10 protein-coding genes and 1 rRNA gene are annotated in these 17,603 nt (G+C 35.5%); 4 read left to right on the top strand and 7 right to left on the bottom strand.

Translation table 11 applies throughout. The annotated features are described in order from the left end of the window. Positions 1-31: 31 nt before the first annotated feature. The 4 genes from HLK68_RS05170 to HLK68_RS05155 all read right to left on the bottom strand — a co-directional run bounded on the left by HLK68_RS05170 (position 32) and on the right by HLK68_RS05155 (position 4,693). Positions 32-1,547: ribosomal RNA gene (locus HLK68_RS05170) — 16S ribosomal RNA — on the bottom strand. Positions 1,548-2,078: 531 nt separating this feature from the next. Further along, positions 2,079-2,570: a DNA-directed RNA polymerase subunit delta gene (gene rpoE / locus HLK68_RS05165; RefSeq protein ID WP_006783994.1), complete on the bottom strand. Its 492-nt coding sequence runs from the start codon at positions 2,568-2,570 to the stop codon at positions 2,079-2,081. Positions 2,571-2,591: 21 nt separating this feature from the next. Further along, positions 2,592-4,253 (bottom strand): arginine--tRNA ligase, encoded by a 1,662-nt coding sequence (gene argS / locus HLK68_RS05160; protein WP_006783995.1) that lies wholly within the window; start codon positions 4,251-4,253, stop codon positions 2,592-2,594. 5 nt (positions 4,254-4,258) lie between these two features. After that, positions 4,259-4,693: a DUF1934 domain-containing protein gene (locus tag HLK68_RS05155; protein ID WP_229040150.1), complete on the bottom strand. Its 435-nt coding sequence runs from the start codon at positions 4,691-4,693 to the stop codon at positions 4,259-4,261. 229 nt (positions 4,694-4,922) lie between these two features. Between HLK68_RS05155 and HLK68_RS05150 the strand changes: the two genes are divergently transcribed. The 4 genes from HLK68_RS05150 to HLK68_RS05135 all read left to right on the top strand — a co-directional run bounded on the left by HLK68_RS05150 (position 4,923) and on the right by HLK68_RS05135 (position 13,759). Further along, positions 4,923-6,647, top strand: coding sequence for an EAL domain-containing protein (locus HLK68_RS05150; protein WP_009607228.1), 1,725 nt, complete (start codon positions 4,923-4,925; stop codon positions 6,645-6,647). Between the two features lie 127 nt (positions 6,648-6,774). Further along, complete coding sequence (gene pulA / locus HLK68_RS05145) at positions 6,775-9,840, top strand: type I pullulanase (protein WP_132942934.1); 3,066 nt, start codon at positions 6,775-6,777, stop codon at positions 9,838-9,840. Positions 9,841-9,938: 98 nt separating this feature from the next. Then, positions 9,939-11,729 carry a clostripain-related cysteine peptidase gene (locus HLK68_RS05140; RefSeq protein ID WP_055164309.1) on the top strand — a complete coding sequence of 597 codons (1,791 nt, stop codon included), beginning with the start codon at positions 9,939-9,941 and terminating at the stop codon, positions 11,727-11,729. Positions 11,730-11,845: 116 nt separating this feature from the next. Further along, positions 11,846-13,759 carry a YgiQ family radical SAM protein gene (locus HLK68_RS05135; RefSeq protein ID WP_132942933.1) on the top strand — a complete coding sequence of 638 codons (1,914 nt, stop codon included), beginning with the start codon at positions 11,846-11,848 and terminating at the stop codon, positions 13,757-13,759. A 372-nt stretch (positions 13,760-14,131) separates the two neighbouring features. Here HLK68_RS05135 and HLK68_RS05130 read toward each other — a convergent pair whose 3' ends face one another. The 3 genes from HLK68_RS05130 to asnS form a co-directional block, all read right to left on the bottom strand. Further along, on the bottom strand, positions 14,132-15,040 hold the full coding sequence (locus HLK68_RS05130; protein ID WP_132942932.1) for a hypothetical protein: 909 nt from the start codon (positions 15,038-15,040) through the stop codon (positions 14,132-14,134). 31 nt (positions 15,041-15,071) lie between these two features. Further along, on the bottom strand, positions 15,072-16,043 hold the full coding sequence (locus HLK68_RS05125) for a LacI family DNA-binding transcriptional regulator (RefSeq protein ID WP_229040159.1): 972 nt from the start codon (positions 16,041-16,043) through the stop codon (positions 15,072-15,074). A 154-nt stretch (positions 16,044-16,197) separates the two neighbouring features. Then, a complete protein-coding gene (gene asnS / locus HLK68_RS05120) occupies positions 16,198-17,589 on the bottom strand; it encodes an asparagine--tRNA ligase (RefSeq protein ID WP_132942931.1) in 1,392 nt (463 codons plus the stop codon). Positions 17,590-17,603: the final 14 nt, after the last annotated feature.

Raw genomic sequence — 17,603 nt, 5'->3', positions numbered from 1 at the left:
AAAACTAAACAGAACGTCTCTTTCTCCATAGAAAGGAGGTGATCCATCCCCACCTTCCGGTAGGGATACCTTGTTACGACTTCACCCCAATCATCTACCCCACCTTAGGCAGCTCCCTCCTTGCGGTTAGGCCACTGACTTCGGGTGTTGTAAACTCTCGTGGTGTGACGGGCGGTGTGTACAAGACCCGGGAACGTATTCACCGCGACATGCTGATTCGCGATTACTAGCGATTCCAACTTCATGTAGGCGAGTTGCAGCCTACAATCCGAACTGAGATTGGCTTTATGAGGTTTGCTCCACGTCACCGCTTCGCTTCTCTTTGTACCAACCATTGTAGCACGTGTGTAGCCCAGGTCATAAGGGGCATGATGATTTGACGTCATCCCCACCTTCCTCCAGTTTGTCACTGGCAGTCTCGTTAGAGTCCCCAACTGAATGCTGGCAACTAACGACAGGGGTTGCGCTCGTTGCGGGACTTAACCCAACATCTCACGACACGAGCTGACGACAACCATGCACCACCTGTATCCATTGTCCCCGAAGGGAAAATCCTATCTCTAGGACGGTCACTGGTATGTCAAGACCTGGTAAGGTTCTTCGCGTTGCTTCGAATTAAACCACATGCTCCACCGCTTGTGCGGGTCCCCGTCAATTCCTTTGAGTTTCAGTCTTGCGACCGTACTCCCCAGGCGGAGTGCTTAATGCGTTAACTTCAGCACTGAGGTTCGACCCCCAACACTTAGCACTCATCGTTTACGGCGTGGACTACCAGGGTATCTAATCCTGTTTGCTCCCCACGCTTTCGCGCCTCAGTGTCAGTTACAGACCAGGAAGCCGCCTTCGCCACTGGTGTTCCTCCATATCTCTACGCATTTCACCGCTACACATGGAATTCCACTTCCCTCTTCTGCACTCAAGTTGACCAGTTTCCAATGACCCTCCACGGTTAAGCCGTGGGCTTTCACATCAGACTTAATCAACCACCTGCGCGCTCTTTACGCCCAATAATTCCGGATAACGCTCGCCACCTACGTATTACCGCGGCTGCTGGCACGTAGTTAGCCGTGGCTTTCTCATAAGGTACCGTCACACTCTAGCCATTTCCTACTAGAGCCATTCTTCCCTTATAACAGAATTTTACAACCCGAAGGCCTTCATCATTCACGCGGCGTTGCTCGGTCAGGCTTTCGCCCATTGCCGAAGATTCCCTACTGCTGCCTCCCGTAGGAGTCTGGGCCGTGTCTCAGTCCCAGTGTGGCCGTTCACCCTCTCAGGTCGGCTACGCATCGTCGCCTTGGTAGGCCTTTACCCTACCAACTAGCTAATGCGCCGCAGGCTCATCCATCAGTGGTGCCGAAGCACCTTTAAACTTTCGTCCTATCCGGTATTAGCGATCGTTTCCAATCGTTGTCCCCGTCTGATGGGCAGATAACCTACGTGTTACTCACCCGTTCGCCGCTCACCACCGAAGTGGTTCGCTCGACTTGCATGTATTAGGCACGCCGCCAGCGTTCATCCTGAGCCAGGATCAAACTCTCCATAATAGTTTGTTTATATCCTAAGCTTCTTTTAAGAAACTTATTTTCTTAAAGTAATGTTTGTTGACGTTCTGTTTAGTTTTCAAAGAACTTCTTTGTCACTTGTTTCAGCGACTTGATTATCTTATCATGTTTAACTCTTTCTGTCAAACACTTTTTTGAAGTTTTTTTAAAATCTTTCGATTTCTTTTTTTGTCTTCTTTCGACGACTTGATTATCTTATCATGTCTGTCGAAAGTTGTCAAACCTTTTATCCATTTTTTTATCTTTTTTTTGAAATTACATTTAATTATATAAAATTTATAAATTAATAGGGAAATTCAATAAGCATTTAGGGTAATTTTTGTCTCGCACGAATACTAAATATTTTTCTTCAAATCTAACCTATTTCCCCTCTTGTTTATATTCTAAGAAATCTCTTGAATTAATTTTATATTTTTTATTACTGTTTAATCTTTTAATAAAAAATCCCTCTATATTAGATCAAAAATCTAATATAGAGGGATTTTTCTCTAAAAGGAGTCTTTTATTACATCATTACTCAAAGTCATCTTCGCTATAAATAGCTAAGCCTTCAAACTCATCTGTTTCTTCTTCAACTTCTGCATCACTTTCATCGCTATAATCATCTTCTGTTTCTTCTTCGTCTTCTAGATATTTTTCTTTTTCAGTTTCATCCTCAGGCTCTACTATGAATTCTTCATTTTCTTCTGGATAAACGTCAAATCCATCTTCAGTAACAACTTCAATTTCTTCATCATCAAAATCAATGTCATATGTATCATAATTAGCCACATCATACTTTTGACGTGATTTTAAATCCCATTTATCTTCTCCAACTGTTACAAACTTTCCACTTAACGTTAAATCAGTATAAAACTGAGCTAATTTCGATTGGAATTCATCATCTGTTAAGCCCATCATTTCACAAACTTCTTTTGCAATCTTCTCGAATTTTTGAGGTTTAATTTTACGTTGAATTAGTAATTCTGCTACTTCTAACATTGACATTTCTTGGTTAATTGTCATTTTTATTCCTCCTTATGATAATTACATACGTTCTGGAGCTGATACCCCAATTAATTCTAATGCATTTTTGATTGTAATTTCTAGAGCTTTAATTAAAGCTAATTTTTCATTAGTCTTCTCAACATTCTCTTCATTAATTACTTTTTCTGCATTATATAAACTGTGGAATGCTGTGGCAAGATCATTAATATAATTACAAATTAAATGAGGTCGTCTTTTGTTAGCTGCATCTCCAACAACAATAGGGAAATCCCCCATTAATTTGATTACCTCAAATTCTTTTTCGTGGGTAATGTGATTATATTGATCTTTTAATTCTACATTAAAGCCTTTTTCTTCAGCTTGTCGTAAAATTGAACAAGTACGGGCATGAGCGTATTGCGCATAATAAACAGGATTTTCATTTGATTTTTTAGTTGCTAAATCTAAATCGAAATCCATTTGTGTTTCTCCACTACGCATAACAAAGAAATAACGTACTGCATCTACACCTACTTCATCTACTAATTCACGAATTGTTACAGCTTTCCCTGTACGTTTAGACATTTTAAATTCTTCACCATCTTTAATTAGACGAACCATTTGAATAATATCTACTTCTAATTTATCCGCTTCATATCCTAAAGCCTGCATAGATGCCTTTACGCGCGCAATATATCCGTGATGGTCTGCTCCCCAAATATCTACTAATTTATCATTACCACGTTTTAATTTCTCAATATGATTAGCAATATCTGGAGTTAAATAAGTGTACGAACCATCTGATTTCTTTAATACACGATCTTTGTCATCACCAAAATCAGTCGAACGGAACCAAACTGCTCCATCTTCTTCATAGATGAATCCTTTTTCTTCTAGTAATTTAATAGACTCTTGTACTAAGTTATTATCATATAACTCTTGCTCACTTGTGTACATATCAAACTCCACACCGAACATATCTAAGTCTTTACGAATTTTATTTAATTCATATTCAAGTGACATTTCACGAATTAACTTGTAGTTTTCGTCTAATTTATTAACAAGTTTATCACCATATTGTTCCACCATAGATTGTCCTAAAGCAATGATGTCTGGCCCATGATACCCGTCTTCTGGCATTTCAGCTTCTAAACCTAAAGCTTGCAAGTAGCGTGCATATGCTGAAATAACTAAGTTATGAATTTGATTTCCAGCATCATTTACATAGTATTCACGAGTTACATCGTACCCTGCTTTAGTTAAAATTCTACATAAAGAATCTCCTAATGCAGCACCACGAGCATGTCCTAAATGTAAGTCTCCAGTTGGATTAGCCGAAACGTATTCTACGTTGTATTTTAATCCATTTCCACTTTTGCTAGTACCAAACTCATGACCTAACTCAATAATATTTTTAATCGATTGCGTAAATGCAGATTTTTTCATGAAAAAGTTAATGAACCCAGGCCCAGCAATTTCAATTTTTTCTACATTCGCAGACTCAGCATTAAAATTATTAAGAATTTCTTCTGCAATCATACGAGGATTTTTTTTAGCTATCTTTGTAAGTTGCATAGCAATATTTGTTGAATAATCCCCATGACTTACATCCTTTGAATTTTCTAAAATAACATTTAAATCATCTGACTCAGTAATGTATCCACATGTTAAAACAGCTTGTTTAATCTCTGCTTTTAAGTTTTCTTTTAATGTTTGTATCATATTAGCTAGATATCCTCCTTATTGAATATAACAGTTAATTTATAATTACCTGCTCTTTCATTAGATACAAATAAATCGTAATCTAAATTAAGAGTTAACGTGGCGTCTAAAATTTCTAAAGATAACCGATGAGTTTTAGACTTTGTATCTAATTGACCATAGATAGTCTTGATATATCCTGATTGTAGCTCACTAATCTTATAAATTTGATCCATAATAATTGGTCCATCTCTACGAATTCGAACTGAGTTATCGTCCATTTCATAACGGCATTTTGTTATAGAATCATCTTCAAAATTAGTTTCATTAAAAAACAAAAAGAATTTTTCATTTTTTTTATATAATGTGGCAGATGTATCGAATTTCGTTTCCGTTACATCGAGTCCTTGCGTTAGCTTCATATGAAAGCTAACTAATCCACTAATTTTATTTGTGCTCATTTTATCATCATCCATAATGTGTAATTTTATCTACTAATTATAGCACAACTTATTTTAACGATTCTATATGATTATTGCAATAACTTTATAAATATATACGATACAAACCATGATTTAACAGTTATAAAAGCTTTTATCCTATTTTTGAAAGCGAAATTTTTGTCATATAGGAATTTGTCAAATTTAATTGTATAATACTGGTATATAAGTTTTATTGGAGGAAAAAAATATGAACTATATTATAGGAGGATTGATTTTATTTATAATTTTATATTTTGGTCGATATAAACTCGAACATATCATTTTATTAAATAAAATTCTTGAAAATAGTCATGATGGCTATTGGATTTATTATGATAATCGTGATGTAAGTTGGTGGTCAAAACAAAATTATCAATTGCTTGGATTGGCTGATAATAATCAAATAAAAGATAAGAATTTTTTTCCAACATTAATTCATCCAAAATATCGAAAAAAGTTTGAAGAATCAATTGAATCATTAAAAACACATGGTAGATATCAAATTGTTTTAAAAGTAAAGCATAGTAATGGAAAGTATATTTGGATTCAAACAAGTGGAACAAAGTATGTAATGCCGATTATTAAGAAGTCTTTTACGATTGGATATAATCGTGATGTTTCTGATTTGTATGAAATTGCTCATGAAGTAAAATATTTAGCATTCCACGATCGAAGTACAAATACGTTAAATAGTGAAGGATTAAAAAGAAGATTTGAAGAGTTAAAATCTAGTATTCAATACCAAGATTCATTCTTAACCATTATTGATTTATCAATTACAAGTTACCAAAGTGGATTAACCGATAAATCGAATAATGAATTTTTAAATTTCTTTGTAGAGAGATTAAAAAGCTTATTTATTTACAGTAAGATGGCTAGAATATCGGAACACCAATTTGCAATATTAACACATAATTTAGAATTGAATGAAATCAAAACAAAGTTAGAACTTTTAAATAACTTAATTCATAATGGAATTGTGATTAATAATTATTCTTTTTCTGGACAATTTAAAGCATTCTGTATGGAACTGTATCCAATTGAACCTTATGAGCAATATTTAGTTTATTATGAGTATGTAAAACGTCATTTAATTAAAGATAAAAATGAATTTTTTGTAACAATTAATGCTTCGACAAAGGAAAAGTATTTAGAATCGATTCGTGTTAGAAATGAATTTATTCAAGGTCTAGCAAATGATGAGCTTGTTTTATATTTCCAACCCATTGTCAATGCTAAAACGAATATTGTTAGTAAATTAGAAGCGTTAATCAGATGGAATCATCCAAATAGAGGGACGCTTGCTCCAGGTTCATTCTTACCCTACTTATATGAAATTAGCGATATTAAACAATTAGACTTTTGGGTATTAAAAGAAGTGTTACGTACAATTCATCAGTACGATCATGAGGGAGTTGAGTTTCCTAAGGTATCAATCAATATTACAGGTGTGACTTTAGCGGATGAAACTTTAGTTAAGTATATTGAAGATAATTTAAAATTTTATGAGGTTGATGCTCATAAAATTTGTATTGAAGTTACAGAGCAAATTTTAATTGATAATATTACAATTGGTAATAAGAATTTAGAGACTTTGAAAAAAATGGGCGTTCAAATTGTTTTAGACGATTTTGGAACAGGCTATTCATCGATTCACTATGTAAATCAGTTAAATGCACAGGTTATTAAGATTGATCGTTCGTTTATTAAAGATATTCATCAAAATAAGAAGACGCAAGCGATTGTGAAGTTGATTAGAAATTTAGCAGATGATTTAGCCGTTGAGTTAGTTGCTGAGGGTATTGAGACCTATGATGAGTTGAGTTATGTTTTAGATAATTATTGTGAGCTTGTTCAAGGGTATTTAATTTCTAAGCCTCTTCCAATTGAAGAGATTTTAAATAATGATAGTAAACTTTACAAATTTCAGTAGAAGATGGTCCGTAATGGACTATCTTTTTTATTTTGTAGGTAACCGATTACGACATTGTGTAAGCGTATACTTATAAACCTTTGGTTGTGGTAGAATTAGGAATGTAACTTTATATAGGGGGTCTAGTATGCGACGTAAAATTTCTTTGATGCTAGCAATAGCAATTATGGTAACATCTATTTTACAAAATGGGAGGATTCATGCGACGGATGATGCGAAGTTGACGATTCATTATCAACGCACTGACGGAGTATACGATGAATGGAATATTTGGGCTTGGGATACTGGGACTGAGGATATGGAGCAAATTGATTTTACTGCTAAAGATGACTTTGGTTATATTGCAGAGATTGAGGTTGCCAAAGGCAATGAAGCGGGATTCATTATTCGTAAGGGGGATTGGCAAGAGAAAAACTGTGATGAGGACCAGCGAATCAAGGTTGAGGATGATACTGAGATTTGGGTTTCTGAGGGGCAGTGTGGTTATTTAACTGAAGCACCAGCGGGAGCCGGTGGCGAAGTTGTGAAGTTAGAGACTGCAGGTAATGATACTGTATCGACTGTAAGTGATGAGGAAGCTGAGGTTCAAGTGTTTGTACATTATCGTCGATATGATGATAAGTATAAGAAATGGAATATTTGGGGATGGGTTGACGGTCAGGAAGGATTGTCTTATTCATTTGAAGATGAAGATGATTATGGAAAGATCTTTAAGATTAATTTAAAGGATTTAAATGGTGCCGATAAGCTTGGAATTATTATGCGAAAAGGTAACTGGGATTCTAGAGATATTGATCAGGATCGTTTTATTGATTTAACTAAAGCGACTGAGGGTGTATTGAATGTTTATTTATTAGAAGGTGATTCTAATATTTATTATAGTGAGGCAGATGTTGATTTAACGCCACGTTTATCAACAGCAACGTTTAAGTCGTTAAATAAAATTATGTTTACAGGAGCAGCTCCAATTACATCGACGGAAGGTGTCGAAGTACGCGATAGCCAAGGAAATATTTTAGAATTAGATCAAGTGATGTTAGATGAGTCTAGTTCTACAATTGTTGCTTTATTAAAAGAGAATATTAGTTTAGAGGATTCTTATACGATTGCAAAAGAAGGATTTAAGGATGCAATCGAAGTATCATTTACAGGGCTTTTTGATTCTGAAGAGTTTAATGATGCATTCTATTATGAAGGTGATGATTTAGGATTTACTTATTCTAAGGATAAAACATCATTTAGAGTATGGGCACCAACAGCTAGTCATGTCGTTTTAAATTTATATGAAGCAGGTAGTGGAGATAATTTAATTGAGCAAATCGATATGACTCGTGATGTTAAAGGAACTTGGGTTGCAGATGTTAGTGGTGATTTGAATCTGACTTATTATACGTATGAAGTGACGGTTTCAGGTCAAACGAACGAAGCAGTTGATCCTTATGCTCGTGCGGTTGGGGTAAATGGGAATCGTGCAATGGTTGTTGATTTAGATTTAACGGATCCTGAAAACTGGTCCAGTGATGTGAGTCCTGAGTTTAGTGGAACTCCAACAGATGCGGTGATTTATGAGTTGCATATGCGTGACTGGTCAAGTCATGAGTCAGCAGGATTTAAAAATATCGGGAAGTTTTTACAGTTTACTGAAGAGGGGGCAACGGATCATTTAACGGATTTGGGTATTACTCATCTGCATTTACTTCCAGCATTTGATCATCGTTCAATCGATGAGACAAAATTAGATGAGCCTCAATTTAACTGGGGTTATGATCCTCAAAATTATAATGTTCCTGAAGGGTCTTATTCAACGGATCCTGAGCATGGTGAGGTTCGTATTAATGAGTTTAAACAAATGGTCCAATCTTTACACGAAAATGGAATTCGTGTGGTAATGGATGTGGTTTATAACCATACAGGAGCAACAGCGGATTCTGATTTTAATAAGATTGTACCAGGATATTATTATCGTCAAACAACTGATGGTGGGTTCTCAAATGGATCTGGTTGTGGAAATGAGACAGCATCTGATCGCTCAATGATGCGTAAGTTTATTGTGGATTCAGTGAAGTACTGGGCAACTGAGTATCATATTGATGGATTCCGTTTTGACTTAATGGCGTTACATGATATTGAAACGATGAATGAAGTTCGTGCAGCTTTAACTGAGATTGATCCAACAATCATTGTTTATGGTGAAGGTTGGGATGCTGGTGGTTCTGCGTTAGAACAAAATGAGGCAGCATTAAAAATTTATGCGTCTCAAATGCCTGGTATCGGGATGTTTAGTGATGATATTCGCGATGGAGTAAAAGGTAGTGTATTCAATGCTGAAGAGCCTGGTTTTGTTAATGGACAGTTTAGTTTTGATGAGCGTGTGAAGTTTGGTATTGTTGGAGCGACAAAGCATTCTCAAATTGATTATAACCGTGTTTCATTAGCAGGAGGATCTCGCGGTCCTTGGGCAACTGAAGCTTCTCAATCAATTAACTATGTTTCAGCACATGACAACAATACGCTTTATGATAAGTTAGTTGCAACGTTACCGGATGCTGATGAGGAAACAATTAAATTAATGCAAAAGCAAGCGAATGCGATTGTGTTAACTGCTCAAGGTGTTCCTTTCTTACATGCTGGTGTTGAGATGATGCGTACGAAAGATGGAGATCATAATAGTTATAATGCATCTGATGAGGTAAACCAAATCGATTGGAATTGGAAAGAAGAAAATGCTGATGTTTATAACTACTATAAAGGATTAATCGCTCTTCGTAGTGCGCATCCAGCATTCCGTATGTCAGCACAAGAAGATATTCAAGCGAATTTAACGTTTATGGAAGATGTTCCTGTTGGTGTGATTGCTTTCAATTTAGGAAATAATGCGAATGGGGATACAGCGTCTGATATTACGGTTATCCACAACGCGACAGATAGTGAGCAAGTGATTACTTTACCAAAATCAGCTGATTGGCAATTAGTTGCAAATGGTGAGGTAGCGGGAACTGATGTGATTGAGGTTGTGAAAGGTGATTCTGTAACAGTGACACCTCATTCATCTTATGTGTTAATGATTGATGATTCTATCTCATCTGATGGTGAGTGGGCTCAGGTTTTATTAATCGCAGGTGCAGCGTTACTTGTGGTTGCTGGAACAGTTGCTTATATTGTTTACGATAAGAAAAAGAAATCTTCTAAATAAATGTCAAAAAGAGACTAATCGTTAAGATTAGTCTCTTTTTATGTCAATCTTTAAATGATTCTCCCATATACTTTTATTGAGAATGGGAGGCGATTTAATTGAGGTATTTAGGGGTTTATTTTTTGTGCTTGTTAATGCTACTCGGCTGTGATCAGTTCGAGTCGCTTCATGATGATACGGTTGTAACGGTTATGGTTTATATGTGTGGATCTGATTTAGAGTCTGAGCTTGGATCTGCAACAAAGGATTTAGAAGAAATGCTTGCAGCTGATTTATCTGAGCAAGTGAATGTTATTATTGAAACGGGTGGAACCCGTCAATGGAAAAATGATGTGATTAGTACTGAAACTAATCAACGTTATTTGATTGAGAATGGTGAACTTGTTTTATTAGATGAAAATTTAGGGCTTAAAGACATGGCGGATCCTTCTACGTTAAGTGATTTTATTTCTTATGCGGCAACTCATTTTATGGCTGACCGTTATGTGTTAATTTTATGGGACCATGGTGGAGGGGCTTTGGATGGTTTTGCTGTAGATGAAAATTTTGATAAGGTGCCGATGAAGATTTATGAGCTTGAGACCGCATTAGAGGATGGTGGCGTCTATTTTGACTTTATTGGGTTTGATGCCTGTTTAATGTCTACGATTGAGGTCGGATTAGTGTTAGATGATTATGCCGATTATATGATTGCCTCCGAAGAAACGGAACCAGCAGGAGGCTGGTATTATACCGACTGGTTAACGACTCTTTCTAAGAATCCTAGTATTGAGACTTTAGATTTAGGAAAACAAATTGTGGATGATTATATAAACAGAAGTATAGTTGAAAGTCATGGAATGAGCGCAACACTCGCCGTAGGTGATTTATCAAAAATTGGATCTGTGTATGAAAGTTTTTGTATGTTATTAGAGGAAGCTAATTTAGTTTTAAATAATCAAAATTTTGAGTTAATTTCTAAAGGACGAAGTGAGAGTAAAAGCTTTGGAAATACTGATATTGACCATGTTGATTTGGCAGATTTAGCAAAAGAAATTGATTTAGAGCAATCTGATGTGCTCATTGAAGCTATTAATGATTGTGTAAAGTATAAAGCCAGTTCTAATTCATCTGATGATATAGGTGGGATATCTGTTTATTTTCCATACTCAGAGCTTGAGTATTTTGATGGAATGATGGATGTTTATATGCAGTTGGGGATAGATGAGGGGTATGTCTCGTTTATGGAGCTTTTTGTAAGAATGATGTTGGACTGTAATTATATGGATTATGATTGGGAGATTGAGGATAAGGGAGAGTATTATGCGCTTATTTTATCGGATGAGGACTGGAATTTGATTTCAAAGGTTGAGTGCCAGGTTTATTATGATGATGGGGAAGGTTATTTGGAGTTGGGTTTTGATAATCTTTATGAGTTTGATGATGATGGGGATTTGATGATGACGTTTGACCATACGTGGGTCGCTATTAATGATCATATTGTGCCTTTTTATGCACTGGGTGAAGAAGTGGATGGGGATAAGTGGATGTCTTATGGTTATGTCCCTGCTCATGTAAATAATCAAGAGGTTGAAATTATTTTAATCTGGGATAATGAAAAACCGGAGGGGAAGGTAGCTGGTTATCGATATGGATATGATGAGTCTTCTATTTTACTTCGAGGACTTGTTCCGATTAAAGAGGGGGATATATTAAATTTTATAGTAGATGGTTATACATATGACGGGGAATATGATGGGAGTTATTATTTAGGAGATCCTTTAGTTGTAGATGAATCAGGTCTTGTGGTGAATTATCAATCGATTGGTGAAAATGATTGTTTAGTTTATTATTGTCTGACAGATTTGTATCAAAATAGTTATTTAACAGAGGGTATCATTTTTGAATAGAGTGAAAAAACGACATTAAGTCGTTTTTTTTTATGTCTATTGTTAATAAATGTGGTTCGTGTTTTTAGAATAAACCTGTTATAATGGCGATATATTGAATTTGATGAGGTGATAATATGTCAGAATTTTTACCGGTAACACGTGAAGAAATGGAAGCGCGTGGATGGGAACAGGCTGACTTTGTTTATATTACGGGTGATGCTTATGTGGATCATCCTTCTTTTGGAGCCGCTATTATTACAAGAACGCTTGAGGCATATGGTTATAAGGTTTGTATCATTTCTCAGCCAAACTGGAAAGATGTTGAGGAGTTTAGACGTTTTGGAAAGCCTCGTTTAGGATTTTTAATTTCTTCAGGAAATATTGATTCCATGGTAAATCACTATTCGGTTTCTAAGCGCCGTCGTAAAAAAGATTCTTATACACCGAACGGTGAGATGGGAAAACGACCTGATCGTGCAACGATTGTTTATTCACATATGGCACGTCAGGCTTATCCTGATGTTCCGATTATTGTGGGTGGAATTGAGGCATCCTTACGTCGTTTAGCTCATTATGATTATTGGGATGATAAAGTACGTCGCTCGTTATTGTTAGATGCCAAGGCTGATTTATTACTGTATGGTATGGGTGAAAAAATTATTATTGAGGTTGCAGATGCCTTAAATGCTGGAATTGCAGTTGAAGATTTAGTTTATATTCGTGGTTCAGTATGGAAGACAAAAGATTTAGACCGCGCGTATGATTATATTATGCTTCCAAGCTATGAGGAAATTGTAGCGGATAAAATGACCTATGCAAAAAGTTTTAATATTCAGTATGAAAATACTGATTCAATTGTCGCTAAGACATTAGTGGAGCCTTGCCAAGGTTGGTATGTAGTTCAAAATCCACCAGGTGAACGTTTAACTCAAGAGGAAATGGATTATACGTATGCCCTTCCTTATACGAGAAAGTATCATCCGATGTATGAAGAAATGGGTCATATTCCGGCGATTGATGAAGTGAAGTTTAGTTTAATTTCAAATCGTGGATGTTTCGGAGGATGTAATTTCTGTGCTTTGACGTTCCATCAAGGACGTACGATTCAAACTCGTTCTAAAGAGTCTATTATTGAAGAAGCAAAGAAAATTACTGAGGATGTTGATTTTAAAGGATATATTCATGATGTTGGGGGACCAACGGCTAATTTCTATGCCCCAAGTTGTGATAAGCAGATGACAAAAGGTGTCTGCAAGAAGAAGCAATGTTTACATCCAAATCCTTGTAAACAACTGAAGGTGGATCATAGTGATTATCTTGATCTTTTACGCAAGTTAAGAACTTTACCGAAGGTGAAGAAAGTCTTTGTGCGTTCGGGTATTCGTTATGATTATGTGATGTATGACAAGAATGATGAATTTTTCCGCGAATTAGTGGAGCATCATGTAAGTGGGCAGTTGAAGGTTGCACCTGAGCATGTTTCGGATACGGTATTGCATTATATGGGAAAACCAACGCGTTCTTTATATGATCGTTTTGTGAAGAAGTATTATGCGATTAATCAAAAGTTAGATAAGGATCAGTATTTAGTCCCTTATTTAATGAGTTCACATCCGGGCTGTGATTTACGTGGAGCGATTGAGTTGGCAGAATATTTACGTGATATTAATCATCAACCTGAACAGGTACAGGATTTCTATCCAACTCCAGGTACGTTATCCACAACGATGTTCCATACAGGAGTTGATCCTCGTACGATGACCCCTGTTTATGTACCGAAAGATCCTCATGAGAAAGCAATGCAACGTGCATTAATTCAATATAAGAATCCACAGAATTATGATTTAGTTTATGAGGCATTACAAAAGGCTGGACGTTTAGATTTAGTGGGTTATGGCCCTGAATGTTTAATTAAACCTGCTAAACCAAAGTTACCAAGTAAAAGTGGAAAACCTGCTACTAAATCTAATCAAAAAAATGGTCAAAAAGGTGGTTATCGTTCACAATCAAAATCATATGGTCATTCTAAGAATAAAAAGAAAAAATAAGCCACTCTAACTAGAGTGGTTTTTTTATCACTTTAACAAGTAGAAATTAGTTCCGTCTAAAAATTATGGATATTAGAAAATAGGATAAAAAGGATTCTAACACTGAGCTATATATTTTTTATAGATTAACTTGTCGAATATTCGATTAATATATATTATTATATTCTTTTAATAATAAAAACAATAATAAGCATTGTGGATATTGAGGATAAGTGTCTGAAAGTGTCGATTTTACAACATTTTTGTTTGTTGATATCCTGTGAATAACTTGTAGATAAGTGTCGTTTTTTGTCCACATGGGTGTGAATGGTTTGTAGATAACTGTTTTTATTTGTCGACAATTAAATTAAAAACACGCTACTCGGCGTGTTTTTAATGATTGAATTTTTTTGCTGTTTCATAGGCTTGATGTGTCCATAAGTGTAAATCTGCTATAGTCTCTAAAAATATAATTTTAGATAATAAGTTTGGATGAGCAAATTGTTTAATTAATTGTTCGTGGGTTTTCGGCACAATACAGCAAAGTAGGTGGTCTAATAGGTTAATTCGATCTTTTACTTTACCAGCATGATAGCCATCACAACAAAAGTTAGGATGGTGTTGAAGGGCCTGTCGATTAAAGTAATACCGAATGCCTGGTTGGAAGTTAGTTGTTAAGTCTAATTCAGTGGGATTGTCATTAATTCGTCTTTCTGTTACTAAACGATCTCCGGAAAAACAGTTACCGTAAGACAGCATGACATAATCAAAATAGTCCACAGGATCGCCAGCTGCATTTCTCGATTCCATTCTTAAAACGTTGATATCTTCTTTACGAACTTTTCTTGATGAAAGTAGTTCTCCTGTTGATAAAATTTTAATTCCATCTTCTATGGAAGAAGTATGACAAAATAAATCAGTTAAACAGCCCTTTTCATAGCATGCTTTACAGTGTTCAAGCTTTAATGGTAACTCTACTTGTGGATGATTTATTTTTAAATAGTTAAAATAAATTTCTTGCATATCGATTGATTGAAACCATAAAAGAATCTTTCGACGATGTTTAATTTCATAGTTAATAAATTGTTGAAATTCATAAAGTTCAAATTCTGTTGGATTAGGATAATTGCCCACAGTATACATATAGTGTCTAACTTCACTAGAGTCATTCCATTTCCAAATTAAACGGAAATCTTCTTTTTCAATGGTTACAATTGTTTGAAAGATTGATTCTGATGATAATTTTTCTCGCGATTCTAAAGAGATAGCTACTTGATTTTCAATAATCCACTTGTAATTCATCTGTTTTTCCCCCTTTAAAAAAGCATCGAAATTAATTCGATGCCTTTTTTGTTGAATCACGCTCAATTAAATATCCTGTAAATTCATGCGTATGAATTCCTTCTTCTTTATTAATCGCACGCATCATAATTTCGCCCGCTTTTCTCCCCCATTGATAGCGATTGATATGATAGGTTGTGATTTGTGGATAACAATATTGTGAAAGTTCAATATCATCAAATCCCGAAACAATGATATCATTAGGAATATTGATTCCAGCTTCTTTAAAGGCTTCAATGGCTCCGACTGCCATCAAGTCATTAGCACAGGCTAATGTGTCAAAGTCAACCTCTTGTTTTTCAATTAAATGTTTTACGATTTGATATGCCTTTTCTTTTGTATAATCACACTCAAAAGTTCTTGAATACGTTAGTTCATAATCTTTTAAGACTTGTTGATAAGCATCATGACGATAGTTATTGTCAGATGCAAATGTATCCCCACTCATATAGGCAATTTTTTTACTACCTTGTTGAACTAGATGTTTCATAATTTGTGTAAAAGCATCATGGTTGTTAATCATGACGTTATAAATTCCATCGCCTTCGAGTTTGCGATCCATTAGGATAAAAGGTGTTTCGTGACTAGCATAAGCGCCTATTACGCTATCTTCAATAGCTGGATTTAACATAATCATTCCATCTACAAGTTTTTGTCTAATAAATCGTTCTCCTGTTTCAATACCTGAGATAACAATAACATCGTATCCGTCTTCTCGTACTTGATGTTGAATTCCAGCTAATAAACTGCTAAAGTATGGACCGATAAAATCACTTAAAATAACACCAATAATTTTTGTTTTTTTTGTTTTTAAAGACCTAGCAGCTGCGTTTGGAGAAAAGTTAAGTTGTTTAGCTGCTTCTAAAACTTTCTGCCTTGTTGCGTCACTAATTTTATTGCTTCCATTTAGTGCATAAGATGTTGTTGATAAGGAAACCCCTGCTAATTTTGCAACGTCTTTCATCGTGGCCAATGTCATCACCCTTTCTTAGTGTATAATTACCCTATTATAATAGTTTAATTATATCGTAATTTAGAAAGGACTTATAATTGTATACGGTTACACATTATATTAAATTAAAAAACTCTCCATGAGGAGAGTTTTTCTTGTGGATATCTTAGAATTCTGCATTTTTTGGTGTACGTGGGAATGGTACAACGTCGCGAATATTTTCAACACCAGTGATGTACATAATCATACGCTCAAATCCTAAACCGAATCCAGCATGTTTTACACCACCATAACGGCGTAAGTCTAAATACCAGTCTAATTCTTCTTTTGGTACTCCGATTTCATCCATACGTTGCTCTAAAATTTCTAAACGTTCTTCACGTTGAGAACCACCGATTAATTCACCAACACCTGGTACTAAAAGGTCCATTGCAGCAACTGTTTTTTGATCATCATTTAATCGCATGTAGAATGCTTTAATATCTTTTGGATAGTCTGTTACGAAAACAGGCGCTTTGAATACTTCGTCTGTTAAGTAACGTTCATGTTCTGTGGATAAGTCAATTCCCCATGAAACTGGGTTTTCGAATTTTTTATCTGCTTTTAATAAAATTTCAATTGCCTCTGTGTATGGTAAACGTTTGAAGTCTGATTCTGCCACAGCTTTAACACGATCTAATACACCTTTGCTTACGAATTGATTAAAGAATTTCATTTCTTCAGGGGCATTTTCTAATACATAGTTGATGATGTATTTAATCATACCCTCAGCTAAATCCATATCGTCTTGTAAGTCGGCAAATGCGATTTCTGGTTCAATCATCCAGAACTCAGCAGCATGACGTTGTGTATTTGAGTTTTCTGCACGGAACGTCGGTCCGAATGTATACACATCACGTAATGCTAAAGCGAATGTTTCAGCTTCTAACTGTCCTGATACCGTTAAGTTTGTAGATTTTGCGAAGAAATCTTGTTTGAAATCTACTGTTCCTTCTTCAGTGCGTGGTACGTTATTGAAATCTAACGTTGTAACTTGGAACATTTCTCCTGCACCTTCAGCATCTGATCCAGTGATAATTGGAGTGTGCACATAAACGAAGTTTTTTTCTTGGAAATAGCTATGGATAGCGTATGCTACTAATGAACGAACACGGAATACTGCTGAGAATAGGTTAGTACGTGGACGTAAGTGTGCCACTTCACGTAAGAATTCACGAGTATGTTGTTTTGGTTGGATTGGATAGTTTTCTGGACAATCTCCTTCAAGAATAACTTCTTGTACTTTAATTTCAAATGGTTGTTTTGAGCCTGGTGTAGGATAAACTAATCCGCGAACTGTTACAGCAGAACCAACACGAAATTTTTGAACTTCTTTAAAGTTTTCTAAATTTTCTTCATATACAGCTTGGATTGTTTCAAAGAATGATCCATCATTGATCATTAAGAATCCAAATGCTTTTTGAGCGCGATTGTTACGAACCCATCCGTTAATTTCAACCACTTGGTTAGCATAACGATCTAAATTTCTAAATAATTGACGTACAACGATTTTTTCCATTAATAGGTCCTCCT

It is taken from the genome of Turicibacter sanguinis, from assembly GCF_013046825.1.
Taxonomy (GTDB): domain Bacteria; phylum Bacillota_I; class Bacilli_A; order MOL361; family Turicibacteraceae; genus Turicibacter; species Turicibacter sanguinis.
This window is presented reverse-complemented; position numbering and strand designations above follow the sequence as displayed.